The organism is Shewanella sp. GD04112 (genome assembly GCF_029835735.1).
In the GTDB taxonomy this organism is placed as follows: domain Bacteria; phylum Pseudomonadota; class Gammaproteobacteria; order Enterobacterales; family Shewanellaceae; genus Shewanella.
In genome coordinates this window covers 4858718-4884353 of the sequence record NZ_JAOEAL010000001.1, presented here as the reverse complement: position 1 = coordinate 4884353, position 25636 = coordinate 4858718, and the positions used below count along the sequence as shown (strand labels likewise).

The following is a 25636-nucleotide window of genomic DNA, read 5'->3' as shown; positions in this document are numbered from 1 at the left end:
TAAGTTATCCCCAAAAGATCATCAAAAAGAGGTGTATTCTATAGCGAGATCTCAATGATCGCTATCCTTAAAAAATAATTATCCCCAACAAGATCATTCTATGGAGATATCCCCGATCATCAAAGATCAAATTCGATCCTTTTATTCAACAAATAGGGCAAATCCCGCTTTATTAAGCGATCCACATTGATCTATAATGGCGCCCCTTTGATCTCTTGATAGATCCCCTTCACTACTACATGTAGTGCCAATACACAGAGTTATCCACATCTTCTGGTGTATGCGGGAAATTGATCAAAGGATATACGGGCAGAAATAAGCCACTTGCTGACTTTCGTTGTTGACGGGGACAGGTAAAGTGATTACAATTCGGCCTCTTTTTTACCCTTACCTCTGTCACCAGAGATAAGGATATGTTCACTTATAACAAAGACGGATTGCCATCATGAGTAAACGTACTTTTCAACCTAGCAACCTGAAGCGCAAGCGTTCTCACGGCTTCCGCGCTCGTATGGCTACTGCAGGCGGCCGTAAGGTGCTTGCACGTCGTCGTGCGAAAGGTCGCGCTCGTTTATCTGCTTAATAAGTTAAGTAGGTAACTAGTTGACTAGCTATACCTTTACGCGGGAGTTACGCTTGCTAACTCCCGCGCAATTTAAATCTGTATTCTCCAATCCCATCAAAGCTTCTTCTGCTGAAATCACTCTGCTTGCCATTCCTAATTCGGAACAACATCCGCGTTTGGGTCTTACTGTAGCTAAACGCTATGTAAAACGCGCCAATCAGCGTAATCGCATTAAGCGAGTTATCAGAGATAGTTTTCGCCTCAATCAACACGACATCCCTCACCTTGATATTGTTGTGCTGGTCAGAAACGGGGTGATGGAAATGGAAAATGCAGAGATCAACAAGTTGATAGAAAAGCTATGGCGCAAACTCAGTCGCCGCTACAATGGCTAGCGACCACGTTTATTCGTGGCTATCAAATCTTCATCAGCCCCCTCTTAGGGCCTCGATGTCGTTTCAATCCCACATGCTCGCATTACGCCATTGAGGCAATAAAAGTGCACGGAACCGCGAAAGGTTGTTGGTTTGCATTGAAACGCATATTAAAATGTCACCCTTTGCATCCCGGCGGTAGTGATCCCGTCCCCCCTAAAAATGACAGGTGTAATAAATAGGCTATGGAATCTCAACGCAATATATTGCTAATAGGACTACTGTTTGTCAGCTTTTTGCTGTGGCAACAGTGGCAAGCAGACAAAGCTCCAAAACCCGTTGCAACCGAATCGTCTGTAGTGGCGAATGCAACCACAAATCACAGTGCTGATGTTCCAGAAGCAGACACAGGTGTCCCAGCAGCCTTAACGGCAACGCAAAATCTGATCACAGTTAAAACCGATCAGCTCGATGTACAAATCAACCCAGTGGGTGGTGACATCGTTTTTGCGGCTCTGGTTTCACACAAACTGGAACAGGGTAAAGACCAGCCATTTGTTTTGCTTGAGCAAACCAAAGATTTCACCTATATCGCTCAGAGTGGTCTGATTGGCCGTGATGGTATCGATAGCAGTGCTAAAGGTCGCGCCGCATTTGCTGCCAGCAAAACTGAATTTACCTTAGCCGATGGCCAAGACACCTTAGAAGTACCACTGACCTATGTGGCTGATAATGGTGTGACTTACACAAAAGTGTTTGTCTTCCATCGTGGCAAGTTTAACGTTGATATCGATTACAAAATCAACAACACCTCAGCTGCTCCATTGCAAGTTCAGATGTACGGTCAGATTAAACAGACCATCAAGCCATCTGAAAGCAGCATGATGATGCCAACTTACCGTGGCGCCGCGTTCTCGACTCAAGATGTACGTTACGAGAAGTACAAATTTGAAGATATGAGCAAGAGCAACCTCAATCAACCGACTCTCGGTGGTTGGGCGGCGATGCTGCAACATTACTTCGTATCAGCTTGGATCCCACCAGCAACCGATAGCAACACCATTTTCTCGAGTGTAAGTGCAGGCGGTTTAGCTAACATTGGTTTCCGTGGCGCGGTATATGATATTGCACCAGGTGCGACTCAAGAGATTAGCTCACAGTTTTATGTTGGTCCTAAGGATCAAAAAGCGCTATCTGCGTTATCTGATACCTTAAACCTGGTTGTTGATTACGGTTTCCTTTGGTGGTTAGCCGTTCCTATCCACTGGTTATTGATGTTCTATCAATCATTTGTGGGTAACTGGGGTGTGGCAATTATCCTGATCACCTTAACCGTTCGTGGTTTACTGTTCCCGCTGACTAAAGCGCAGTACACCTCAATGGCGAAGATGCGTAACCTACAGCCAAAACTGCAGGATCTGAAAGAACGCTTCGGCGATGACCGTCAAAAGATGGGTCAAGCCATGATGGAACTGTACAAGAAGGAAAAAGTGAACCCTATGGGTGGCTGTTTACCTATCCTGCTACAGATGCCAATCTTCATTGCCTTGTACTGGGTATTGTTAGAAAGCTTCGAGCTGCGTCACGCGCCATTTATGTTATGGATCCACGACTTATCTGTACAAGATCCATACTACATTCTGCCGCTGCTGATGGGTGCGTCTATGTTTGTGATGCAAAAAATGCAACCCATCGCACCGACCATGGACCCAATGCAAGTGAAGATGATGCAGTGGATGCCAGTGATCTTTACCGTATTCTTCCTGTGGTTCCCATCGGGTCTGGTACTGTACTGGTTAGTGGGTAACATTGTTGCCATCATCCAGCAGAAGATTATTTATGCAGGTCTAGAGAAAAAAGGCTTAAAATAAGCCCAAGCGCTAGATAAGAGCTAACGGCTCAGCATATGCAAAAAGGCGGCTTAATTAGCCGCCTTTTCCTTTAGATGATTTGATCGAATTAATGGGTATTTCCGTGACAACTGACACTATCGTGGCACAGGCCACCGCGCCCGGACGGGGCGGCGTGGGTATCATTCGTATCTCTGGTGATAAGGCAACCGATGTGGCAATGGCCGTATTGGGTCATTTACCTAAACCCCGTTACGCCGATTACTGCGACTTTAAAAATGCCTCAGGCCAAGTGATAGACCAAGGTATCGCACTGTATTTTAAAGGCCCTAATTCTTTCACTGGTGAAGATGTATTAGAGCTGCAGGGCCACGGTGGTCAAATCGTCCTCGATATGCTGATCAAGCGCGTATTAGAAGTCGAAGGCATTCGTATCGCCAAACCAGGCGAGTTTAGCGAACAAGCCTTTATGAACGACAAGCTGGACTTAACCCAGGCCGAAGCGATTGCCGACCTTATCGATGCCACCAGTGAGCAAGCCGCCAAAAGCGCGCTGCAATCACTGCAAGGTGAATTTTCGAAGGAAGTCCATGAGTTGGTGGATCAAGTCACCCATCTGCGTTTATACGTCGAAGCCGCGATTGATTTCCCCGATGAAGAAGTCGACTTTTTAAGTGATGGCAAAATTGCCAACGCACTCTACAAAATTATCGACAAACTCAGCGCCGTTCAAGCCAGTGCCAAGCAAGGCTCGATTATCCGTGAAGGCATGAAAGTGGTGATTGCCGGTCGCCCCAATGCCGGAAAATCCAGTCTACTTAATGCGCTCGCGGGTAAAGAATCGGCGATTGTCACCGAAATTGCCGGCACCACCCGCGACGTATTACGCGAGCATATCCATTTAGATGGGATGCCACTGCATATTATCGACACCGCAGGCCTGCGTGACACCACTGATACGGTTGAACAAATCGGTATCGAGCGCGCGTGGAACGAAATCAACAGCGCCGATCGCGTGTTATTTATGGTCGATGGCACCACCACGGATGCGGTCGATCCCCACGATATTTGGCCCGATTTTATCAATCGCCTCCCCGCCAATTTAGGCGTGACTGTTGTCCGCAATAAGGCCGATCTCACCGGTGAGAACCTCGCTATGACCGAAGAAAAAGGTTACAGCGTGTATCGGATCTCGGCCAAAACCGGTCTTGGCGTCGAGGAATTAAAGCAACACCTTAAATCCTTGATGGGTTACCAGAGTAATCTCGAAGGTGGCTTTATCGCCCGTCGTCGTCACCTCGAAGCATTAGATGTTGCCGCAAGCCATCTGCAACTCGGTAAAGAACAATTAGAGATTTACCTCGCAGGTGAACTGTTAGCGGAAGAACTAAGAATGGCGCAATTAGCCTTGTCCGAAATAACTGGCCGCTTCACCTCAGACGATCTGCTGGGCAAAATTTTCAGCTCATTCTGTATCGGTAAATAATTTCGCGTTAGCGGTTAGTTAAACTATCCATAAAAAAATCAGCCCACTAAGTTCACTTAGGGGCTGATTTTTTATTTAAAGGCGCTTTGTCTTAAATGGTTAACCTAGACTTGGCGATAATGGTCTTGCATCTGATAAGACCTAGCATAGAGCGCGAAGATGACTGCTGCCAAGATCGCAAATCCCGCGAAGAAGAACATTTGGAATGCCGTCACACTCATCCCAGTTTGAACAATTTGTTCCGTCACCGCAGGGCTTTTTACGCTCACATTGGCCAGTAATACCCAAAGGTTACCGACGGTAACCGATAAGGTCCAAAAGCTCATAATCGTGCCCTTCATCGCTTTAGGTGCTTGGCTGTAGGCAAATTCTAAACCCGTCGCCGAAACTAATACTTCACCAAAGGTCAATAACGCGTAGGGTAAGATCTGCCAGAAGATAGACAGCGCCGAACCACCGTCCATCATCAACTGAATCGTCCCAACTACAATCCAGCTTAAGCCAGTTATCGCGATCCCCGCCCCCATTTTACGCAGCGCGGTTAATTTCACGCCCATACGCTCAATCGCAGGATATAAAACGAAGTTATTAAATGGGATCAACAGCATCACTAACAGCGGGTTTAATGCCTGCATCATCGCGGGTTCAAACCACGAAGGTTTAACCATATCGTTAGCCTGCAAAATCCAGGTCGACGCCTTTTGATCGAATAAGGACCAAAATGGCGTCACTAAGGCGAACAACACTAAAATACGCAGCACTGAACGTACACCATCCACGGCCGCATCAGGATGAATCCCTCGCGCGCGCTCAAGCTGTAATGAAGCTCCAAGGCCAACAAATCCCATCAGCAGCACCATAGCGCTACATAAACCTGCCACAATCCCGAGCGTCGGAATATTCACCAGCGCATAAGCCGCTGAAACACCACCAATTAAGGCTAACACTAAACCGATATTAGCCTTGCCTTCGACCTTAGTAAGCAAGGCAATGCGGATCACGGGTAAAAATCCATGGGGATCCTTTGGTTCTGGTGGCATATGCACATAACGTTTGCGACCCAACCAGAAAAATACCGTGGCGATAAACATCAACACACCGGGGATCCCGAAAGCCACTGCAGCGCCAAAGTTTTTGAGTAACAATGGCATAGATAAGGATGCGAAGAAGGAACCAAAGTTGATCGTAAAATAGAACATATCGAAGGCTTTTTGCGCCAAAGACTTGTTGCTCTGATCAAACTGATCGCCCATAAACGAAGAAACTAAAGGCTTAATCCCGCCCGAACCTAAGGCAATTAAAAATAAGCCAGTGTAAAAGCCTTGCACGCTGTGCTCAAAAATCGCCAAGAACGCATGGCCCACACAGTAAAGTAAGCTTAGCCACAGAATCGTGTTGTACTTACCAAAGAATCTATCTGCAATCCAACCACCGAGTAAGGGGAAAAAATACACCCCAATCACGAACGAGTGGAACACATCCTTGGCCACAGCTCCGCGAAGATCTTCGGGAATAGAGAGCAAAAGTGCCGTCATCAAGAATGGTGTTAGAATGTTACGCATGCCATAAAAACTGAAACGCTCACACGCTTCACTGGCAATAATATAGGGTATTTGGCGTGGCCACTTTGGCGCATCAGCAGGAGTAGTCATCAGTTATCCTATTATAATTGTTATAAAAACCTTACGGCCTATGTATAAAACAAGGATTGCAGCCAAGGATACTAGCAGACTGCAAATCAATAGTGAGTAAATTTATACAGCAAAACACTGTAAGTAGATGTAAGCCCCAAAAATGATAGAAATTAACGACCACAGAGAGCAGTAACAATGACCAAGATCGCGATATTAGTCGGAACCACCCTCGGCAGCAGTGAATATATAGCGGATGAAATGCAGGCCCAGCTCACTCCATTAGGCCATGAAGTCGATACCTTTTTGAGCCCAACTTTGGATGAATTGCAATCATATCCCCTTTGGATCATCGTTTCGTCGACCCATGGTGCCGGCGATCTGCCCGACAATTTACAGCCATTTTGTAAAGAACTGCTGCTAAACACACCGGATCTAACCCAAGTTCAGTTAGCCTTATGCGCGATTGGCGATTCGAGTTATGACACCTTTTGCCAAGGTCCAGAAAAGTTAGTTGTAGCGCTGGAATATAGCGGTGCAAAAGTCATTGTGGATAAGATCCAGATCGATGTTCAACAGGATCCTGTGCCAGAAGACCCAGCTTTAGCGTGGTTGGCACAATGGCAAGATCAAATTTAAGATCCTCTCTTGGAAAACATACCAAACCACCCACAGTTTAGATCTTATTTATCCACAAAAAGCTACTTAGATGTATATTTTTGTGGATAAACTATTATTTAGATCTGATCAACCTCTGTGCTATTCACAACCTGATCTGCTTAAAGATCCCCCTTGTGGATAAATAGCCGATCTATCCCCACCTTTTCTGGCAGTAGATCTCGGCTAGATCACAAGAATAAAAGCTCATTACTTCTTGATATAAATAAGAAAATAAGCTTACCCACAGGAAAGTGCGATCCTAATAGTAAACATAGTAAGAAGATCTATATAAAGATCTTAAGATCTATTAGTTCCGATCCTATGGATCCATTTTCTAAAAATGATCATTCACCTCATTCAAAGCAAATGCTAAAATGATCGGCTCACGTTGGGTCTCTTAAGTTACTAAAGGTAGGGTCATGCATTTTCATGAACGGTTTGATGTTATTGTTGTAGGTGGTGGTCATGCCGGAACTGAAGCCGCATTGGCTGCAGCAAGAATGGGCTCTAAGACATTATTGCTGACGCATAATCTTGATACTTTAGGGCAAATGTCATGTAACCCTGCGATCGGCGGTATTGGCAAAGGTCATCTGGTAAAAGAAATCGATGCGTTAGGCGGTGCAATGGCGATCGCAACCGACTATGCTGGGATCCAATTTAGAACCCTAAACTCAAGCAAAGGCCCAGCAGTAAGAGCGACTCGTGCTCAGGCTGATCGCGCTTTGTATCGTCAGAAGATCCAAAATATTCTGCAAAACCAAGCCAACTTACGTATTTTCCAACAAGCCGTAGATGATCTGGTTGTTGAGAACGATCGCGTAGTCGGCGTAGTGACCCAAATGGGCTTAGCCTTCGAAGCGCCTGCAGTGGTCTTAACCGCGGGGACTTTCCTCAGTGGTAAAATTCACATTGGTTTAGAAAACTATAGTGGTGGTCGTGCTGGCGATCCGCCATCTATCGCACTCGCACACCGTTTACGCGAGTTACCAATCCGTGTTGGCCGCTTAAAAACCGGTACGCCACCGCGTATCGATGCCAACACCATCGATTTTACCCAGATGACAGAGCAGAAAGGCGATACGCCATTACCTGTGATGTCGTTTATGGGCGATGTGAGCCATCACCCGAAACAAATTTCTTGTTGGATCACCCATACCAATGAAAAGACACACGATATTATTCGTGGTGGCTTAGATCGCAGCCCTATGTATTCAGGCGTGATCGAGGGGATTGGTCCACGTTACTGCCCTTCTATCGAAGACAAGATCCATCGTTTTTCAGATAAATCATCACACCAGATCTTTATCGAACCCGAAGGCTTAAACACCAACGAGATCTACCCTAACGGTATTTCCACCAGCTTGCCTTTCGATGTACAGTTAAATCTGGTTCGTTCGATCCAAGGTATGGAAAATGCTGAGATTGTTCGCCCAGGTTATGCGATTGAGTACGACTATTTCGATCCAAGGGATCTCAAAAACTCGTTAGAAACCAAAACTATTAATGGTTTATTCTTCGCGGGCCAAATCAACGGTACCACGGGTTACGAAGAAGCTGGTGCCCAAGGTTTACTCGCGGGGATGAATGCTGCATTGCAGGTTCAGGGCAAAGAAGCTTGGTGCCCTCGCCGTGATGAAGCCTACATCGGTGTATTGGTTGACGATTTATCAACCTTAGGGACTAAAGAACCCTACCGTATGTTTACCAGCCGCGCCGAATACCGCCTCTTGCTGCGTGAAGACAACGCCGATCTGCGTTTAACGGCAAAAGGTCGTGAACTGGGTCTGGTGGATGATGCGCGCTGGGCCTCTTTCAGCGAAAAAATGGAATCGATCGAGTTAGAACTGCAGCGTCTACGTAGCCAATGGATCCATCCAAATTCTCCATTGGTGCCAGTGTTAAATCCGCATTTAAACACGCCGATCTCCCGTGAAGCGTCGTTTGAAGAGTTGCTGCGTCGTCCAGAAATGGATTACAGCAAGTTGATGCAGATTGAAGGTTTTGGTCCTGGACTTGCCGATCCACTCGCTGCCGAGCAAGTGCAGATCCAAGTTAAATACTCTGGCTATATCCAACGTCAGCAGGAAGAGATCAACAAAGCGGTACGCAATGAGAACACAGGTTTGCCATTGAACCTTGATTACAAAGAGGTTCCAGGGCTTTCAAATGAGGTTATTGCTAAATTAAATAGCCATAAGCCCGAAACTATTGGCCAAGCATCGCGTATCTCAGGTATCACTCCGGCAGCGATTTCAATTCTGCTGGTGCATCTGAAAAAACGCGGTTTATTACGCAAGAGCGCGTAAAAGCTAGCTTAATCGCCAGTTTGGTCGCAGAAGGGAAGCATTCAGGCTTCCCTTCGACGTTTCAGGGCTTCATAATAGCCAGCGAGTTTATAATCGTATCTTTATTGAGGTTGTTCAGTGTTATCTGCCCAGTTAGAGGCCTATTTAGCCGAAATTAATCTGCCCGCCACGGCTGAGCAGAAAAAACAACTGCTTGATTTTGTTGGTATGCTCAACAAATGGAATAAAGCCTATAACTTAACCTCGGTCAGAGATCCTGAGGCGATGCTTGTCCGCCATATCATGGACAGCTTAGTGGTGTCGCCCCATTTGCAGGGCGAGCGCTTTATCGATGTAGGCACTGGTCCAGGGCTTCCCGGCATTCCCTTAGCGATTATGAATCCAGATAAAACCTTTGTGCTGCTCGATAGCTTAGGCAAGCGTATCCGTTTTCAAAAGCAAGTGGCCTTTGAACTCGGGATCCACAATATTAGTTCGATAGAGAGCCGAGTCGAGGCCTATCAACCCGAGCAAAAGTTCGATGGAGTGCTCAGCCGCGCCTTTGCCTCAATCCATGATATGTTGACATGGTGCCATCATTTGCCTGCCGAGCATGGACAATTTTATGCGCTCAAGGGACTACTGAGTGATGAAGAGATGCAACAAATCCCCGCTGGATTTGTGGTGACCGAAACCATCGAACTCCAAGTGCCTAGACTCGATGAGCAAAGACATTTACTCAAAATAATCAAAGAATAACAGGCTTAAAGCTCCTCATTTAGCATGGATTTTTAAGTAGGCAATAAACCAGAATTTACATACAGGGTGACATTGTGGGTAAAGTAATTGCCGTGGCCAACCAGAAAGGTGGCGTAGGGAAAACAACAACTTGTGTCAACTTAGCCGCCTCTTTAGCCGCGACTAAGCGTAAAGTGCTGCTGATCGATCTCGATCCTCAGGGCAATGCCACCATGGGCAGCGGTGTCGATAAATACGAAGTCGAAAATACGGCTTACGAACTGCTGGTTGAAGAAAAGCCCTTCGATGAGATTGTGGTTAAAGACACCACGGGGAAATACGATCTGATTGCCAGTAACGGCGATGTGACCGCGGCAGAAATTAAACTCATGGAGTTTTTTGCCCGTGAAGTGCGGTTACGTAATGCGCTCGCACCGATAAAAGATCAATACGATTATATCTTTATCGATTGCCCGCCTTCGCTCAACATGTTGACGGTGAATGCCATGTCGGCAGCGGATTCCGTACTGGTGCCAATGCAGTGTGAGTACTTTGCATTGGAAGGCTTAACCGCCTTGATTGATACCATCACTAAATTAGCGGCGGTGGTGAATCCTGGTTTGGGGATTGAAGGGATTTTGCGAACCATGTATGACCCGCGTAATCGCCTGTCTAATGATGTGTCCGATCAGCTAAAACAGCATTTTGGTGATAAGGTTTATCGCACAGTGATCCCACGTAATGTGCGTTTGGCCGAGGCGCCGAGCTTTGGTGCACCCGCCATGTACTACGACAAATCGAGTGCGGGGGCTAAGGCATATTTAGCGTTAGCGGGCGAGATGATCCGCCGTTCCGAACAGAAAACTCAGGCTAAGCGAGCGTAAAGGATAACCATGACGTTAAAGAAAAGAGGGTTAGGCAAAGGCTTAGATGCGTTACTGAGTAACAGCCACGCCGCGAGTAAAAAACACACGGAAGAAGTGGTTGTTGTCGATAAAAAAGAAGAACTTATTCATCTGGATCTCGACCTGCTACAACCGGGTAAATACCAACCTCGTAAGGACATGTCTCCCGAGGCGTTAGAAGAACTCGCCCATTCCATCCGCAATCAAGGCATTATTCAGCCGATTGTGGTGCGTCCTGTCAGCGATAGCCAGTATGAAATCATCGCCGGTGAGCGCCGTTGGCGTGCTTCCCAATTGGCGGGTGTCGAAAAAATCCCTTGTATCGTTAAACCAGTTCCCGATGAAGCGGCGGTTGCCATTGCGTTGATTGAAAACATTCAACGTGAAGACTTAAATGCCATGGAAGAAGCCATTGCATTACAACGTTTGATGCAAGAATTTGAGCTGACTCACCAACAGGTTGCCGATGTTGTGGGAAAATCTCGCGCGAGTGTATCTAACTTGTTACGGTTAAACGGGTTAAATGAACCGGTTAAGCGTTTACTCGAGTATGGCGACATTGATATGGGCCATGCACGCGCTTTGCTCGCAATTGAGGGTGAAGAACAAACAAATCTGGCGAGATTAGTGGCTGCCAAGGAATTAACCGTTCGCGAAACTGAACGATTGATTAATCAAACCTTAAATCCGCCCAAACCCGTCGAAACTACGACTAAAGATCAAGATGTTTGTCGTTTAGAGCAACAGTTAATTGAAAGATTAGGTGCTAAGGTTTCGATCGCTCATAGCAGTAAGGGTAAGGGTAAAATTGTAATTAACTATCAGAATCTGGCTGAATTAGACGGAATTCTTAGCAAAATTCGTTAATGTCTGTAGATTAACAGTTTTTAATGTAAATTTGTGACATATGTTAATTTTGGATTTTGACTGTTTTGGCGCTATATCACGTTAAAAGTGCTGTTTTTCCTTATCTCAAAGTTGCAATGAAGGCGTGAAAAGGTATACTTTCGCAAGCTTTTTGTGCATCGACAAAAATACGGATATTTGTCATCCGGTCATCGAAACAAAAAGTATGAATGCGGAGAGGATGAGTTGAGTAAGGTTTTAGCGCGTCGTGGCCGGTGGTCAGCCTATAAATTGGTGATGATGCAGGCGGCGGTGGCTGGGGGTGCTTCAATTCTCTTTTTCGTCGTGTGGGGAGTTCAGTTTGGCTATTCTGCGTTAGCAGGTGGTTCAATTGCTGTGCTCCCTAATTTTGTATTCGCAACCCTCGCTTTCTCTCATACGGGAGCAAGTTCAGCAGCAAAAGTGATTAAAACTTTTTACTGGGGGGAAGCGGTAAAGTTGCTGTTAACCATCGCAATGTTTTCATTGGTGTTTAGCAAGCTTGAGGTGGCATTTATGCCGCTTTTTGTTTGTTATGTGCTGACGTTAATAGTGCATTGGACAGCTCCTTTATACTTCAAGCAAAGTTAAGTGGGATGAATCATGGCTGCACCTGGTGAAGCGTTAACACCGCAGGGCTATATCCAGCATCACCTTACCAACTTACATGTTGGTGAAGGTTTCTGGACATGGCACATTGATTCGTTGTTCTTTTCGGTTGGTCTTGGTGTTCTGTTCCTGTGGATTTTCCGTAGTGTTGGTAAAAAAGCGACTTCAGGGGTTCCCGGTAAGCTGCAATGCTTTATCGAGATGATCGTTGAGTTCGTTGATAACAGCGTGAAAGAAAGTTTTCATGGCCGCAATGCCCTGATCGCGCCTTTAGCTCTGACCATTTTTGTATGGGTATTCATGATGAACTTCATGGATATGCTTCCTGTTGACTGGCTGCCTTGGTTAGCAAGTTTAGCGGGCGTTCCATACTTGAAAGTGGTTCCGACAACTGACGTAAACATCACCTTCAGCTTAGCTATCGGTGTGTTTGTGCTGATTATTTACTACAGCATTAAGGTCAAAGGCGTGTCTGGTTTTGTTAAAGAACTGACGCTACAGCCCTTTAACCATAAGGCAATGATACCCGTCAACCTCCTATTAGAGACTGTTACTTTAGTTGCTAAGCCAATTTCATTGGCATTGCGTCTATTCGGTAACTTGTACGCAGGTGAGTTGATCTTCATCCTTATTGCGCTGATGTATGGTACCAACTTGTTATTATCTTCCCTGGGTGTGACTCTGCAACTAGGTTGGTTAATTTTCCACATTTTGGTTATCACGCTGCAGGCGTTTATCTTCATGATGTTGACCATTGTTTACTTAAGCATGGCGCATGAAGATCATTAAGGATTGCTGAAGAAATTTTAAACTAAATCATCAACTAATTAGATTTAGATTTTAGATACTGGAGATACAGATGGAAACGATTTTAGGCATGACAGCTATCGCTGTTGCTCTGCTGATTGGTATGGGTGCTCTTGGTACTGCAATCGGTTTCGGCTTATTAGGTGGCAAGTTCCTGGAAGGCGCTGCGCGTCAACCAGAAATGGCTCCTATGCTGCAAGTTAAAATGTTCATCGTAGCGGGTCTGTTAGACGCCGTAACAATGATCGGTGTTGGTATCGCATTATTCATGCTGTTCACCAACCCACTGGGTGCAATGCTGTAAGAAAACGCTTCTGTCTTAACTCTAAATAGGAGGCTGTTGTGAATTTCAACGCTACCCTAATCGGTCAGACGGTCGCCTTTATCATCTTCGTGTGGTTCTGCATGAAGTTTGTATGGCCCCCTTTGATGAATGCCATCGAAGCGCGCCAAAAAAGGATTGCTGACGGTCTAGCTGATGCTGATCGTGCGGTAAAAGACCTAGAGTTGGCTCAAGCGAAAGCGACTGACCAACTAAAAGAAGCCAAGGTGACTGCTAACGAAATTATTGAGCAAGCTAACAAGCGTAAAGCTCAAATAGTTGAAGAAGCTAAAGCCGAAGCAGACGCTGAGCGTGCAAAAATCATCGCTCAGGGTAAAGCAGAAATTGAAGCTGAACGTAATCGCGTGAAAGAGGATCTGCGTAAGCAGGTTGCTACTCTTGCCATCATGGGTGCTGAGAAGATCCTTGAGCGTTCTATTGATCCAGCCGCCCACAGTGACATAGTTAATAAACTAGTCGCTGAAATTTGATAAGGGAGTTTGAGTTATGGCTGAATTAACCACCATCGCTCGCCCTTACGCAAAGGCAGCTTTTGACATTGCTGTTGAACACAATGCAGTGGATACCTGGGCAGAAATGCTCACGTTTGCCGCACTGGTTAGTGAAAACGAAACCATGCAGCCACTGCTAACTGGCTCTTTAGCCAGTACTAAACTTGCCGCACTCTTCATTAGTGTTTGTGGTGAGCAAATCAATGAGCAAGGTCAGAACTTGATAAAGGTAATGGCTGAAAACGGTCGCTTAAAGGTACTACCTGCTGTATCTGAGCTTTTTGCTCAATACCGTAATGAGTGGGCAAAAGAAGTGGAAGCCGATGTGGTTTCTGCAGCTGAGCTCAGCTCTGAACAACAGCAGCAGATCAGTAATTCTTTAGAGAAACGTCTCGCACGCAAAGTTAAGCTGAATTGCAGCACTGACGCCGCGCTCATCGCCGGTGTAATTATTAAGGCAGGTGACTTAGTCATTGATGGCTCTGTCCGCGGTAAGTTATCGCGTCTGTCTGAAAAGCTGCAGTCGTAATTGGGAGTTTGAGCATGCAACTGAATTCCACTGAAATCAGCGATCTGATTAAGCAGCGGATCGAGCAGTTCGAAGTCGTTAGCGAATCTCGTAACGAAGGTACTATCGTTGCGGTAAGTGACGGCATTATCCGCATCCACGGCCTAGCCGATGTGATGCAAGGTGAAATGATCGAACTGCCTGGTAGCCGTTTTGCAATCGCGTTGAACCTTGAACGTGATTCTGTCGGTGCCGTAGTAATGGGTCCTTATGCTGATTTAGCAGAGGGCGTAAAAGTTAAAACTACTGGCCGTATTCTGGAAGTTCCAGTCGGTCGTGGCCTGTTAGGCCGTGTAGTTAACACTCTGGGTGAGCCAATTGACGGAAAAGGCGCTATCGATAACGATGGTTTTTCTCCTGTTGAAGTTATCGCTCCAGGCGTTATCGACCGTAAGTCAGTAGATCAACCAGTTCAAACTGGTTATAAAGCCGTTGACGCTATGATCCCAATCGGTCGTGGCCAACGTGAATTGATCATTGGCGACCGTCAAACTGGTAAAACAGCTATGGCGATCGACGCAATCATCAACCAGCGCGACTCTAGCATCAAGTGTGTGTATGTAGCGGTAGGCCAAAAGGCTTCTACCATCGCTAACGTGGTACGCAAGCTAGAAGAGCACGGTGCATTAGCTAACACTATCGTTGTAGTTGCAACAGCTTCTGAAGCTGCAGCACTGCAATACTTAGCACCATACTCTGGTTGTGCTATGGGTGAATACTTCCGCGACCGCGGTGAAGATGCTCTGATCGTATACGATGACCTGTCTAAGCAAGCAGTTGCTTACCGTCAGATCTCGTTACTGCTGAAGCGTCCACCAGGCCGTGAAGCTTATCCTGGTGACGTATTCTATCTACACTCTCGTTTATTAGAGCGTGCTTCACGCGTAAACGAAGATTATGTAGAGAAGTTCACTAAGGGTGCTGTAACAGGCCAAACCGGTTCTTTAACCGCGCTGCCTATTATTGAAACTCAGGCGGGTGACGTATCTGCATTCGTACCGACCAACGTAATTTCTATTACTGACGGTCAGATCTTCCTTGAGACCGATCTGTTTAACTCTGGCTTACGTCCAGCGGTTAACCCAGGTATTTCTGTTTCTCGTGTTGGTGGTGCGGCTCAGACTAAGATCATCAAGAAACTGTCTGGTGGTATCCGTACCGCTCTAGCACAGTATCGTGAACTTGCTGCGTTCTCACAGTTTGCATCTGACTTAGACGATGCAACTCGTGCTCAACTTGAGCATGGTGTGCGTGTTACCGAACTGATGAAGCAAAAACAATATGCTCCTATGAGCGTAGCCGCTCAAGCTGTGTCAATTTTCGCAGCTGAAAAAGGTTACCTGAAGGGCGTTGAGCTGAACAAAGTCGGTGATTTCGAAGCCGCTCTGCTCTCGTACATGAACAGCGAGCATGCTGCTTTAATCAAGCTTATCAACGAGACTGGCGATTATAACGCCGATATCGAAGCTGAATTAAAAGCTGGCCTCGACAAGTTCGTAGCAACCCAAACCTGGTAACAATGATAGAGGTGTCTTAAGGCACCTCAGGTCCAGATTGGAGAGTAGAGATGGCCGGCGCTAAAGAGATTAAAACCAAGATCGCGAGTGTGAAAAACACTCAGAAGATCACGTCCGCCATGGAAATGGTGGCAGCCAGCAAAATGCGCAGAGCGCAGGACCGCATGGCTGCAAGCCGTCCATACGCGGAAAGCATGCGTAAGGTGATCGGTCACGTAGCGCAAGGTTCTCTCGAGTATAAACACCCCTACTTAGAGGTGAGAGAGGCTAAGCGGGTTGGTTACATTGTTGTAGCAACCGACCGTGGCCTTTGTGGTGGTCTGAACGTCAACCTCTTTAAAAAGGTTGTCGCAGACGTGAAAAGCTGGAAAGAGCAAGGTGCAGAATTTGAATTTTGCCCAATTGGTGCTCGTAGTGTTCAGTTTTTCAAAAGCTTTGGCGGTCATGTATCTGCCCATGCTTCAGGTTTAGGCGATGCGCCAAAGCTCGCTGACCTGATCGGGACAGTACGTGTAATGCTAGATGCTTACAACGAAGGCAAACTGGATCGTCTGTACGTAGTGTTCAACAAGTTTGTAAACACTATGACGCAGACTCCTGTGATCGAGCAGCTGCTACCTTTGCCTAAATCGGAAGAAGATGAGGTTGCTCATCGTTGGGACTATATCTACGAGCCAGATCCAAAAGCCCTTTTGGATACCTTATTGGTTCGTTATGTAGAATCTCAGGTTTACCAAGGTGTTGTTGAAAACATTGCTTCTGAACAGGCTGCCCGTATGGTGGCGATGAAGGCGGCAACAGACAACGCGGGTACACTGATTGACGATTTGCAATTGGTCTATAACAAGGCTCGTCAGGCTGCGATTACGCAGGAACTGTCGGAAATTGTTTCTGGTGCCTCTGCGGTTTAGGTTAGGTAACGAATACAAGTTTTAGAGGATTAATCATGAGCACAGGTACTGTTGTCCAAGTGATTGGCGCGGTTGTGGACGTAGAGTTTCCACAAGATGCCGTACCTCAGGTATATGACGCTCTGAAGATCACAGGTGAAGGCTCCTGTAATGGTTTGGTGCTGGAAGTTCAGCAACAACTAGGTGGTGGTGTAGTTCGTACCATCGCTATGGGTACTTCTGATGGTCTGCGTCGTGGTCTTGAGGTAGTAAACTCAGGTTCACCTATTTCTGTTCCTGTTGGTACCGCCACTCTTGGCCGTATCATGAACGTATTAGGCGACCCTATTGATGAAGCTGGCGCAATTGGCGAAGAAGAACGTTATGTGATTCACCGCAGCGCTCCTTCATACGAAGAGCAATCAAACACGACTGAACTGTTAGAGACTGGTATCAAGGTTATCGACCTTGTATGTCCATTCGCTAAGGGTGGTAAAGTAGGTCTGTTCGGTGGTGCGGGTGTTGGTAAGACAGTTAACATGATGGAACTGATCAACAACATCGCTAAAGCTCACTCAGGTCTTTCTGTATTCGCCGGTGTAGGTGAGCGTACTCGTGAGGGTAACGACTTCTACTACGAGATGAAGGATTCTGGCGTTCTCGACAAAGTAGCCATGGTTTATGGTCAAATGAACGAGCCACCAGGAAACCGTCTGCGTGTAGCACTGACCGGTCTGACTATGGCTGAAAAATTCCGTGACGAAGGTCGTGACGTTCTGTTGTTCGTTGACAACATCTACCGTTACACCCTAGCCGGTACTGAAGTATCAGCACTGTTAGGTCGTATGCCTTCTGCAGTAGGTTACCAACCCACTCTGGCTGAAGAAATGGGCGTTCTGCAAGAGCGTATTACTTCAACTAAGACTGGTTCTATTACCTCTGTACAAGCGGTATACGTACCTGCGGACGACTTGACTGACCCGTCACCAGCAACAACCTTCGCTCACTTAGATGCGACTGTTGTATTGTCACGTCAAATCGCTTCTCTGGGTATTTACCCAGCGGTTGACCCACTGGATTCTACTTCTCGTCAATTAGATCCATTAGTAGTTGGTCAAGAGCACTATGACGTAGCTAACGGTGTACAAACTGTTCTGCAACGCTACAAAGAGCTGAAAGACATCATTGCGATTCTCGGTATGGACGAACTGTCAGACGAAGATAAGATGACCGTTTCCCGTGCACGTAAGATTGAGCGTTTCTTGTCTCAGCCTTTCCACGTAGCAGAAGTCTTTACTGGTTCTCCTGGTAAGTACGTATCTCTGAAAGACACTATCCGTGGCTTCAAGGGAATTCTGAGTGGTGAGTTCGACCACATTCCAGAACAAGCGTTCTACATGGTTGGTTCTATCGACGAAGCTGTCGAGAAAGCTAACAAAAAGAAATAACTAAGTAGTCATACTTAGTTTTTTAAGGAGAACGGGATGGCAGCCATGACAGTACAGCTTGATATAGTAAGCGCAGAGAGCAGCATCTTCTCAGGTCGCGTAGCTAGCCTACAAGTGACCGGTTCTGAAGGTGAGTTGGGCATCATGCATGGCCACGCTCCACTGTTAAGCTATATCAAACCTGGCATGGCGCGCATCGTCAAACAAGACGGCAGCGAAGAAGTGTTTTATCTTTCTGGTGGTTTACTGGAAGTACAACCTTCTTCTGTTTCTGTGTTGGCTGATGTGGTTATGCGTGCCAAAGATATTGATGAGCAGGCAGCATTAGAAGCCAAGCGTCGTGCAGAAGCCCATATGGCGACTGCGGGTGCGGACTTCAATTATGACGCCGCTATGGTTGAGTTAGCGAAAGCAATGGCTCAACTACGTGTTGTTGAAACCATCAAGAAAAACATTGCCAGATAAAGGTTATTGTTTGTGATAAAAGGCGGTTATCGAAAGATACCCGCCTTTTTTGTTGGTTTTTTCGCTGCATTTTGAGTTCTGCCTTTCGCTTTGCTGCGCCTTTCCGTTAAAATTGCGCCATTAAATCGAGCTCAGTTTATCCCTTTGGGATGTTAATCAAGGATATGGCAATGGCATTAAATGTAGTTATCTTAGCGGCAGGAAAAGGAACTCGCATGCGCTCGGATCTTCCCAAGGTATTACATCCTATCGCCCACAAGAGCATGGTGCAGCATGTTATCGATACCGCCCACTGCATCGGCAGCGATGCCATTCAACTAGTGTACGGCTATGGCGCCGACAAATTAAAATCCGCACTGGGTGAGCAGCAGTTAAATTGGATGTTGCAAGCCGAGCAGTTAGGTACAGGCCATGCGGTCGCTCAGGCGATTCCCAATATCGATGATAATGACACTGTGCTGATCCTTTACGGTGATGTGCCGTTAATCCAAGCTTCAACCCTCGAAGCTCTGCTTGCCGCGCGTCCTGATCAGGGCGTGGCGATTTTAACCGTCAATCTAACCAATCCAACTGGCTATGGCCGCATCGTGCGCGAGCAAGGTAAGGTTGTTGGTATCGTCGAGCAAAAGGATGCCAATGCTGAGCAGTTAGCCATCAATGAAATCAATACCGGCATTATGGCGGTGCCTGGTAAGGCATTAAAAACCTGGCTTGGCCGCCTATCGAATAACAATGCTCAGGGCGAATACTACCTGACTGATATTATCGCCATGGCTCACGCCGATGGCGTTGAGATTAATACCGCTCAGCCACAATCAGCCATTGAGGTGGAAGGCGCCAATAACCGCGTGCAGCTTGCACAACTCGAGCGCGCTTATCAGGCCCGTGAAGCCGAAAAATTAATGATTGCTGGGGCTAATCTACGTGACCCAAGCCGTATCGATATCCGTGGCGAAGTGACTGTGGGTATGGATGTGATGGTCGATGTGAACGTTATTTTCGAAGGTAATGTGGTGATTGGCAATAACGTTAGCATCGGCGCTGGCGCGATTCTTATCGATTGTGAAATTGCCGATAACGCTGAGATCAAACCTTACTCTATTATCGAAGGCGCTAAGCTAGGCGTTGCCGCCAGTGCGGGGCCTTTTGCTCGTTTACGCCCAGGAGCAGAGTTAATGCAAGATGCCCATATCGGCAACTTTGTTGAGATGAAAAAAGCTGTTTTAGGTGTGGGTTCTAAGGCGGGTCACTTAGCCTATTTAGGCGATGCGCAAATCGGTGCGGGTGTGAATATTGGTGCTGGCACTATTACCTGTAATTACGATGGTGCCAATAAACACTTAACCGTGATTGAAGATAATGTGTTTGTGGGGAGTGATACTCAGCTGGTGGCGCCAGTGACCATTGGTAAAGGCGCGACGCTCGGTGCGGGGTCAACAATTACCCGTGACGTGGGTGAGGATGAGCTAGTGATCACCCGTGTTAAGCAAAAACATCTAACTGGCTGGCAACGTCCGGTAAAGATTAAGAAATAACGGCGCTGTACCCAGTAAACATAAAGCGGCTTATTGCCGCTTTATGACTTTTTTGTCAAAGCTAAAAATCCCTATCAAATAAAAATCAGCTAAATTAATGTTCAATTAAGACTGTGATGTTATGGCTAATTCATTGTTTTTATTCAAAGTTGATCCAAGTCACGCTAGATTGTAAATTCGTGTAAAGATAGTTAAATAAAAACAATTCTTATTTATATTGCCTGCAATTCTAAGACGAAAGGTCTACTTGAGGTGTTGGCAATGGTATTTAAATATTCAGTGGTTGGTTTGGCCGTAGGGTCTGCATTAATGGCGATGCCTGTTATGGCTGAAGCGCCAAATGATGAGAACATTGAGCGCATTAATGTGACTGGCCGTACGTTTAACGACTATAAAGTCGGCAGTGCATCCGGTGCTATGCGTGGTGATATCGATTTAATGGATACACCACAATCTGTAAATGTTATCCCCGACTTTGTGACCGATGAGCAATTAGCGACTAACCTTGCGGAAGTCTTAGTTAATGACTCGAGCGTAACGGCGGGAACCACTCGCTGGAACCGCCAAGTCTTTAGTATTCGTGGTTTTGAATTAGATTCAGGCAACGGTTATCTGATCAACGGCCACCAGCAATGGTCTCACTACGTTCAACCTATCGAAACTCTGCAACAAGTCGAAGTGCTGAAAGGCCCTTCGAGCATGTTGTATGGCCAATCTGGACCTGGCGGTTTGGTGAATATGGTCACCAAGAAACCCACCTACGATTCTATGCTCAACTTAGGGTTTGATACCGACGGTTACGGCTCTACCCGCGCACAGTTAGATGCTGGTGGCAGCTTAAACGAGGCGCAGAGCATTCGTTACCGCGGTGTGTTAGTCAAACAAGACACTAAATACTGGCGTGAATATTCAACGACCGATGAAAACCAAGAGCGTGATCGTTGGTTAGGTTATTTGAACCTAGAATTTGATATCAGTGATGATTTGTTATTGTCACTGAAATACGACCATACCCAAGATAAAACCGGTATCGATGCTGGCAGTTGGTTAGATAAGCAAGGCAATGTTGTCGGCCAGCGTAAAACCATCTGGGATGCGCCTTGGGCCTTTACCGATAACACGGTTTCAAACTTAGGTGCCGATTTAACTTGGCATATGAATGACGATTGGAAAGTTAAACTGGGTTATAACGATCAACAGTTTAATCGCCAGCGTTTCGATTCTGCACCGCAATATAATGAAGATCCATTCACCTCGGGATACAGTATTAGGCCATTCGATCGTTACGATGATTGGCAGCATAAAACCGCCTATGTCGATTTTACGGGTGAGTTTGCATTGGCGGGTATGGAGCATCAGTTGCTGATCGGCGCTAACTATCTCGATTATTTCTACCAGCAACAAATCGCTCGTGGCGCAGCTCAAACCGTTATTCCTGGTCAGCCGGTGATTCAGCCGGATCTTGATTACCATACAGGTAAAAAAGGTACTCCAAGTGAATACAAATACTATGGTTTCTATCTGCAAGATTTAATGACCATCAATGAACAATGGAAGTTGCTCGCAGGGGTTCGTTATGACGAACAGAAAAAAGATGGCGAAGGTGAAAACAGTTATGCCGTATCGCCTAAATTTGGGGTGATCTACTCACCTACAGATAACGGCAGTGTTTATGTTAACTACTCAAAAAGCTTCACCCCGCAAGGTGCGGTGAATAATGAATACGATATCAATAATAAACTTAACCTAAAGCCTGAATACGGCATTCAATATGAAGTGGGAACAAAGTGGGAACTGTTTGACGACAGCTTGCTATTAACGGCAGCGGTATTTGATATCACACTTGAAAACATTACTATTTCAGAAAAATTGCCTACACCTATCGGTGATTTCACTGATATCACCACCCAAGGCGGAGAGCAAAAGCACCGCGGCTTTGAAGTAGGTGCCCAAGGTAAGCTAGGCGATAGCTGGTTTGTGACTTCATCTATGATGTACCTCGATGCTGAGTATCAAACGGGTGATGAGCGCGAAGGTAAAACTCCTATCGATGCCCCTGAATGGTCGGCTAATATCTGGACTCGTTATGAAGTAACCGATAACTTTGCAATGAACTTCGGTGCTATCTATGTTGGCGAGCGTTTTGCAAACGTGGATAACACTATCAGTAAAGACGGTTATGTCCGCTTCGATATCGGTGCTGCCTACACTATTGATATTATGGGTAAAGATGTAAGCATCCGCGCGAACGTGAGAAACCTGTTTGATACCGATTATATTGATGGCGGACAATACAATATGGTGACTCTAGGCCAAGACCGTAACTTCAGCGTGGCACTTGAAGCTAAGTTCTAACTTCACTTTCTATGCTTAAGTTTTAGCTCCCTTAAAGCAGTTCACCGATAGGTGGACTGCTTTTTTATTGCTTTTCATTAGGTTAATTTTAAAAACTCATCTATTTCATCACTTTCATTCCAAAAACACCTTTCGAATACTAGTAAAAATGTTTCGTTTCTCTATAATGTAACTTTCGAACCGAAAGTTAACTGAAAGGTTTTATGAATAAACGAAACACACAGCAACGACGCCACAGTATTATCAGCATTCTGAATGAACAGGGTGAAGTGAGTGTCGATGAGTTGTCATTACGTTTCGAAACCTCAGAAGTGACTATTCGTAAAGACTTGGCCGAACTTGAAAAAACCGGATTACTGCTGCGCCGCTATGGCGGTGCTGTGGCTATACCTGATGAAGTCACGCAACAGTTTTCTGCCAAGATTGCCCCTAATAAGTTATCCATTGCTAAAGCAGCGGCGCAGCTGATCAAAGATCACAATCGCATCATCATCGACAGTGGCACCACCACTTCTGGCCTGATCGCCGAGCTGAATCACAAGCGTGGGCTGGTGGTCATGACCAATGCCTTACATTTGGCTAATGCGATTCATGAGCTTGAAAATGAGCCCACCCTATTGATGACTGGCGGAACCTGGGATCCGCATTCAGAGTCGTTCCAGGGGCAAGTGGCCGAGCAAGTATTACGCTCCTATAACTTCGACCAACTCTTTATCGGTGCTGACGGTATCGATTTAGCGCGCGGCACCACCACCTTTAATGAGCTGACGGGGTTAAGTAAGGTGATGGCAGAGGTTTCCCGCGAAGTGATCGTTATGGTGGATTCGGACAAAATTGGTAAGCGGATCCCTAACTTAGAACTACCTTGGTCGCAAATCAGCGTACTAGTTACCGATGCTCGCATCGAAGAGAGCGCCCTTAACCAAATTACCGAGCAAGGCGTGAAAGTCATCTTAGCGCCCTACTCGTCTTAGGCATTTGCCCGTGATAAGCCAAAGCAAATGTCTCAAACAACTTCATTTTTATTTTTCATTTTATAGGTAAAAACTATGTGCGGAATCGTTGGCGCAGTGGCGCAAAGGGATGTGGCCGAAATTCTGGTCGAAGGTTTACGTCGTTTAGAATATCGTGGATATGACTCCGCTGGTGTTGCCGTTATCCACAATGGCGAACTTAATCGTACTCGTCGCGTGGGTAAAGTGCAGGAGCTCTCTGCCGCTCTCGAAACCGACCCGTTAGCGGGGGGCACTGGTATTGCACATACTCGTTGGGCTACCCATGGTGAGCCAAGCGAGCGCAATGCTCACCCACATTTATCTGAAGGCGATATTGCCGTGGTGCACAATGGCATTATCGAAAACCATCATAAACTGCGCGAAATGCTAAAAGAGCTGGGCTATCACTTCAGCTCTGATACCGACACCGAAGTGATTTGCCACTTAGTTCATCACGAATTAAAAACGCACGACACCTTACTGGCCGCTGTGCAAGCCACAGTTAAACAACTCGAAGGCGCTTATGGCACTGTGGTTATCGACCGCCGCGATAGCGAGCGTATGGTCGTTGCGCGCTCAGGCAGCCCATTAGTGATTGGTTTTGGTTTAGGTGAAAACTTCGTTGCATCTGACCAATTGGCGCTGCTGCCTGTGACCCGTTCTTTCGCGTTTTTAGAAGAAGGTGACGTGGCAGAAGTGACTCGTCGCACCGTGAGCATTTTCGATGTGCATGGCAATAAAGTTGAGCGCGAAGTTAAAGAATCAGAAATCACCCATGATGCCGGCGACAAAGGTGAATATCGCCACTATATGCTCAAAGAGATTTATGAGCAGCCATTGGCACTGACGCGCACTATCGAAGGTCGCATTGCTAACAAGCAAGTGCTCGACACGGCTTTTGGTGATAACGCCGCAGAGTTTTTAAAAGATATTAAACACGTACAGATTATTGCCTGTGGTACTAGTTATCATGCGGGGATGGCGGCGCGTTATTGGTTAGAGGATTGGGCTGGCGTTTCATGTAATGTCGAAATCGCCTCCGAATTCCGCTACCGCAAGTCGCATTTGTTCCCTAACAGCCTGTTGGTGACCATTTCTCAATCCGGCGAGACTGCCGATACGCTGGCGGCGATGCGCCTAGCCAAAGAAATGGGCTACAAGGCGACGCTAACTATCTGTAACGCACCTGGCTCTTCCTTAGTCCGTGAGTCTGACATGGCATACATGATGAAAGCGGGTGCTGAGATTGGCGTTGCCTCTACCAAAGCCTTTACTGTGCAGTTGGCTGGTTTGTTAATGCTGACGGCGGTGATCGGTCGCCATAATGGCATGTCGGAGCAAATGCAGGCGGAGATCACTCAAAGCCTACAGTCTATGCCAGCCAAAGTGGAACAAGCATTGAGCTTAGATGATGCGATTGCTGAATTGGCGGAAGATTTTGCCGACAAACACCATGCGCTATTCCTTGGCCGTGGCGATCAGTATCCGATTGCGATGGAAGGTGCGCTGAAACTTAAAGAGATCTCTTATATCCATGCTGAGGCGTATGCCTCTGGCGAGCTGAAACATGGCCCACTGGCGTTGATTGATGCCGACATGCCCGTCATCGTAGTCGCGCCAAACAACGAACTGTTAGAAAAGCTGAAATCTAACGTTGAAGAAGTGCGTGCCCGTGGTGGTTTAATGTATGTCTTTGCCGATGTGGATGCTGAGTTTGAATCTGACGAGACCATGAAGGTTATCCCAGTTCCACACTGCGATATCTTTATGGCACCGCTGATTTACACTATCCCATTACAGTTGCTGTCGTATCACGTTGCCTTAATTAAGGGCACGGATGTGGATCAACCGCGAAACCTCGCTAAATCGGTGACGGTGGAATAAATCGGAAGTCATAAAAAACCGCCTGAATGGCGGTTTTTTATTGGGGCTTTATTAGAGTATATGCTGGTGGCTAAGTGTGTTAAGCCGTTATAGCATTAAGTGCGTTTTGCTTTTTTTCTTCGAAACGCTTCCACACTTTATCGTGGAAATAAAACACTACCGTGTTTATTGCGGGTTCAACTAAGGCAACGGCACCACCTACCAAAACACTACCGGTTAATAAATAGGTAACGGTGAAGGCGACGCTGAAATGTAATACGGCAAAAGTAAATGTCTTGGTCATGATCTTATCCTCTAATGTAAGCCCCAATTGGGAATGGTTAGATGATAACAGTTCTCATTAAAAT

Annotated in this window: 25 protein-coding genes; 23 read left to right on the top strand and 2 right to left on the bottom strand. The window is 46.4% G+C overall.

What is annotated here, in order from left to right:
• The first annotated feature begins 445 nt into the window (after positions 1–445).
• The 5 genes from rpmH to mnmE all read left to right on the top strand — a co-directional run bounded on the left by rpmH (position 446) and on the right by mnmE (position 4275).
• Entirely contained in the window at positions 446–583 is a 138-nt protein-coding gene (rpmH, locus tag N7386_RS21410) for a 50S ribosomal protein L34 (RefSeq protein ID WP_011070423.1), read from the top strand.
• A 20-nt stretch (positions 584–603) separates the two neighbouring features.
• On the top strand, positions 604–960 hold the full coding sequence (gene rnpA / locus N7386_RS21405; RefSeq protein ID WP_007652336.1) for a ribonuclease P protein component: 357 nt from the start codon (positions 604–606) through the stop codon (positions 958–960).
• A complete protein-coding gene (gene yidD, locus N7386_RS21400) occupies positions 927–1181 on the top strand; it encodes a membrane protein insertion efficiency factor YidD (RefSeq protein WP_011624661.1) in 255 nt (84 codons plus the stop codon). Before rnpA ends, yidD begins: the two co-directional genes overlap by 34 nt.
• A gap of 3 nt (positions 1182–1184) precedes the next feature.
• On the top strand, positions 1185–2810 hold the full coding sequence (yidC, locus tag N7386_RS21395; RefSeq protein WP_086903525.1) for a membrane protein insertase YidC: 1626 nt from the start codon (positions 1185–1187) through the stop codon (positions 2808–2810).
• A 103-nt stretch (positions 2811–2913) separates the two neighbouring features.
• Positions 2914–4275: a tRNA uridine-5-carboxymethylaminomethyl(34) synthesis GTPase MnmE gene (mnmE, locus tag N7386_RS21390; RefSeq protein ID WP_086903536.1), complete on the top strand. Its 1362-nt coding sequence runs from the start codon at positions 2914–2916 to the stop codon at positions 4273–4275.
• Between the two features lie 104 nt (positions 4276–4379).
• Here the strand turns inward: mnmE and N7386_RS21385 are convergent, their stop codons facing one another.
• Positions 4380–5927, bottom strand: a complete 1548-nt coding sequence (locus tag N7386_RS21385) for a POT family MFS transporter (RefSeq protein WP_279770931.1) — start codon at positions 5925–5927, stop codon at positions 4380–4382.
• Positions 5928–6104: 177 nt separating this feature from the next.
• Between N7386_RS21385 and mioC the strand changes: the two genes are divergently transcribed.
• The 18 genes from mioC to glmS all read left to right on the top strand — a co-directional run bounded on the left by mioC (position 6105) and on the right by glmS (position 25289).
• Positions 6105–6545, top strand: a complete 441-nt coding sequence (mioC, locus tag N7386_RS21380; RefSeq protein WP_279770929.1) for an FMN-binding protein MioC — start codon at positions 6105–6107, stop codon at positions 6543–6545.
• A 440-nt stretch (positions 6546–6985) separates the two neighbouring features.
• The gene (gene mnmG / locus N7386_RS21375) at positions 6986–8875 is read left to right on the top strand and encodes a tRNA uridine-5-carboxymethylaminomethyl(34) synthesis enzyme MnmG (RefSeq protein WP_086903509.1); all 1890 of its coding nucleotides are present in this window, start codon (positions 6986–6988) and stop codon (positions 8873–8875) included.
• A 117-nt stretch (positions 8876–8992) separates the two neighbouring features.
• A complete protein-coding gene (gene rsmG, locus N7386_RS21370) occupies positions 8993–9613 on the top strand; it encodes a 16S rRNA (guanine(527)-N(7))-methyltransferase RsmG (RefSeq protein WP_011715298.1) in 621 nt (206 codons plus the stop codon).
• 74 nt (positions 9614–9687) lie between these two features.
• Entirely contained in the window at positions 9688–10476 is a 789-nt protein-coding gene (locus N7386_RS21365) for a ParA family protein (RefSeq protein ID WP_011718840.1), read from the top strand.
• Positions 10477–10485: 9 nt separating this feature from the next.
• On the top strand, positions 10486–11364 hold the full coding sequence (locus N7386_RS21360; RefSeq protein ID WP_011718839.1) for a ParB/RepB/Spo0J family partition protein: 879 nt from the start codon (positions 10486–10488) through the stop codon (positions 11362–11364).
• Between the two features lie 225 nt (positions 11365–11589).
• Complete coding sequence (locus N7386_RS21355) at positions 11590–11973, top strand: ATP synthase subunit I (protein WP_011624652.1); 384 nt, start codon at positions 11590–11592, stop codon at positions 11971–11973.
• A gap of 12 nt (positions 11974–11985) precedes the next feature.
• The gene (gene atpB / locus N7386_RS21350; protein ID WP_011718837.1) at positions 11986–12780 is read left to right on the top strand and encodes a F0F1 ATP synthase subunit A; all 795 of its coding nucleotides are present in this window, start codon (positions 11986–11988) and stop codon (positions 12778–12780) included.
• Between the two features lie 70 nt (positions 12781–12850).
• Positions 12851–13102 carry a F0F1 ATP synthase subunit C gene (gene atpE / locus N7386_RS21345; protein WP_006083840.1) on the top strand — a complete coding sequence of 84 codons (252 nt, stop codon included), beginning with the start codon at positions 12851–12853 and terminating at the stop codon, positions 13100–13102.
• Positions 13103–13140: 38 nt separating this feature from the next.
• Positions 13141–13611 carry a F0F1 ATP synthase subunit B gene (gene atpF, locus N7386_RS21340; protein ID WP_011624650.1) on the top strand — a complete coding sequence of 157 codons (471 nt, stop codon included), beginning with the start codon at positions 13141–13143 and terminating at the stop codon, positions 13609–13611.
• Between the two features lie 16 nt (positions 13612–13627).
• On the top strand, positions 13628–14161 hold the full coding sequence (atpH, locus tag N7386_RS21335; protein ID WP_086903508.1) for a F0F1 ATP synthase subunit delta: 534 nt from the start codon (positions 13628–13630) through the stop codon (positions 14159–14161).
• 14 nt (positions 14162–14175) lie between these two features.
• Positions 14176–15717, top strand: coding sequence for a F0F1 ATP synthase subunit alpha (atpA, locus tag N7386_RS21330; protein WP_086903507.1), 1542 nt, complete (start codon positions 14176–14178; stop codon positions 15715–15717).
• 50 nt (positions 15718–15767) lie between these two features.
• Entirely contained in the window at positions 15768–16628 is an 861-nt protein-coding gene (gene atpG / locus N7386_RS21325; protein ID WP_086903506.1) for a F0F1 ATP synthase subunit gamma, read from the top strand.
• A 35-nt stretch (positions 16629–16663) separates the two neighbouring features.
• Entirely contained in the window at positions 16664–18055 is a 1392-nt protein-coding gene (gene atpD / locus N7386_RS21320) for a F0F1 ATP synthase subunit beta (RefSeq protein ID WP_011718832.1), read from the top strand.
• Positions 18056–18091: 36 nt separating this feature from the next.
• Positions 18092–18520 carry a F0F1 ATP synthase subunit epsilon gene (locus N7386_RS21315; protein WP_011624645.1) on the top strand — a complete coding sequence of 143 codons (429 nt, stop codon included), beginning with the start codon at positions 18092–18094 and terminating at the stop codon, positions 18518–18520.
• 170 nt (positions 18521–18690) lie between these two features.
• Complete coding sequence (gene glmU / locus N7386_RS21310) at positions 18691–20055, top strand: bifunctional UDP-N-acetylglucosamine diphosphorylase/glucosamine-1-phosphate N-acetyltransferase GlmU (RefSeq protein WP_086903505.1); 1365 nt, start codon at positions 18691–18693, stop codon at positions 20053–20055.
• Positions 20056–20316: 261 nt separating this feature from the next.
• Positions 20317–22410: a TonB-dependent receptor gene (locus N7386_RS21305; protein ID WP_279770922.1), complete on the top strand. Its 2094-nt coding sequence runs from the start codon at positions 20317–20319 to the stop codon at positions 22408–22410.
• A 203-nt stretch (positions 22411–22613) separates the two neighbouring features.
• Entirely contained in the window at positions 22614–23384 is a 771-nt protein-coding gene (locus N7386_RS21300; RefSeq protein ID WP_086903503.1) for a DeoR family transcriptional regulator, read from the top strand.
• 75 nt (positions 23385–23459) lie between these two features.
• Positions 23460–25289 (top strand): glutamine--fructose-6-phosphate transaminase (isomerizing), encoded by a 1830-nt coding sequence (gene glmS / locus N7386_RS21295; protein ID WP_011624641.1) that lies wholly within the window; start codon positions 23460–23462, stop codon positions 25287–25289.
• A gap of 79 nt (positions 25290–25368) precedes the next feature.
• Here glmS and N7386_RS21290 read toward each other — a convergent pair whose 3' ends face one another.
• Entirely contained in the window at positions 25369–25572 is a 204-nt protein-coding gene (locus tag N7386_RS21290; protein WP_011627708.1) for a DUF2061 domain-containing protein, read from the bottom strand.
• Positions 25573–25636 lie beyond the last annotated feature (64 nt).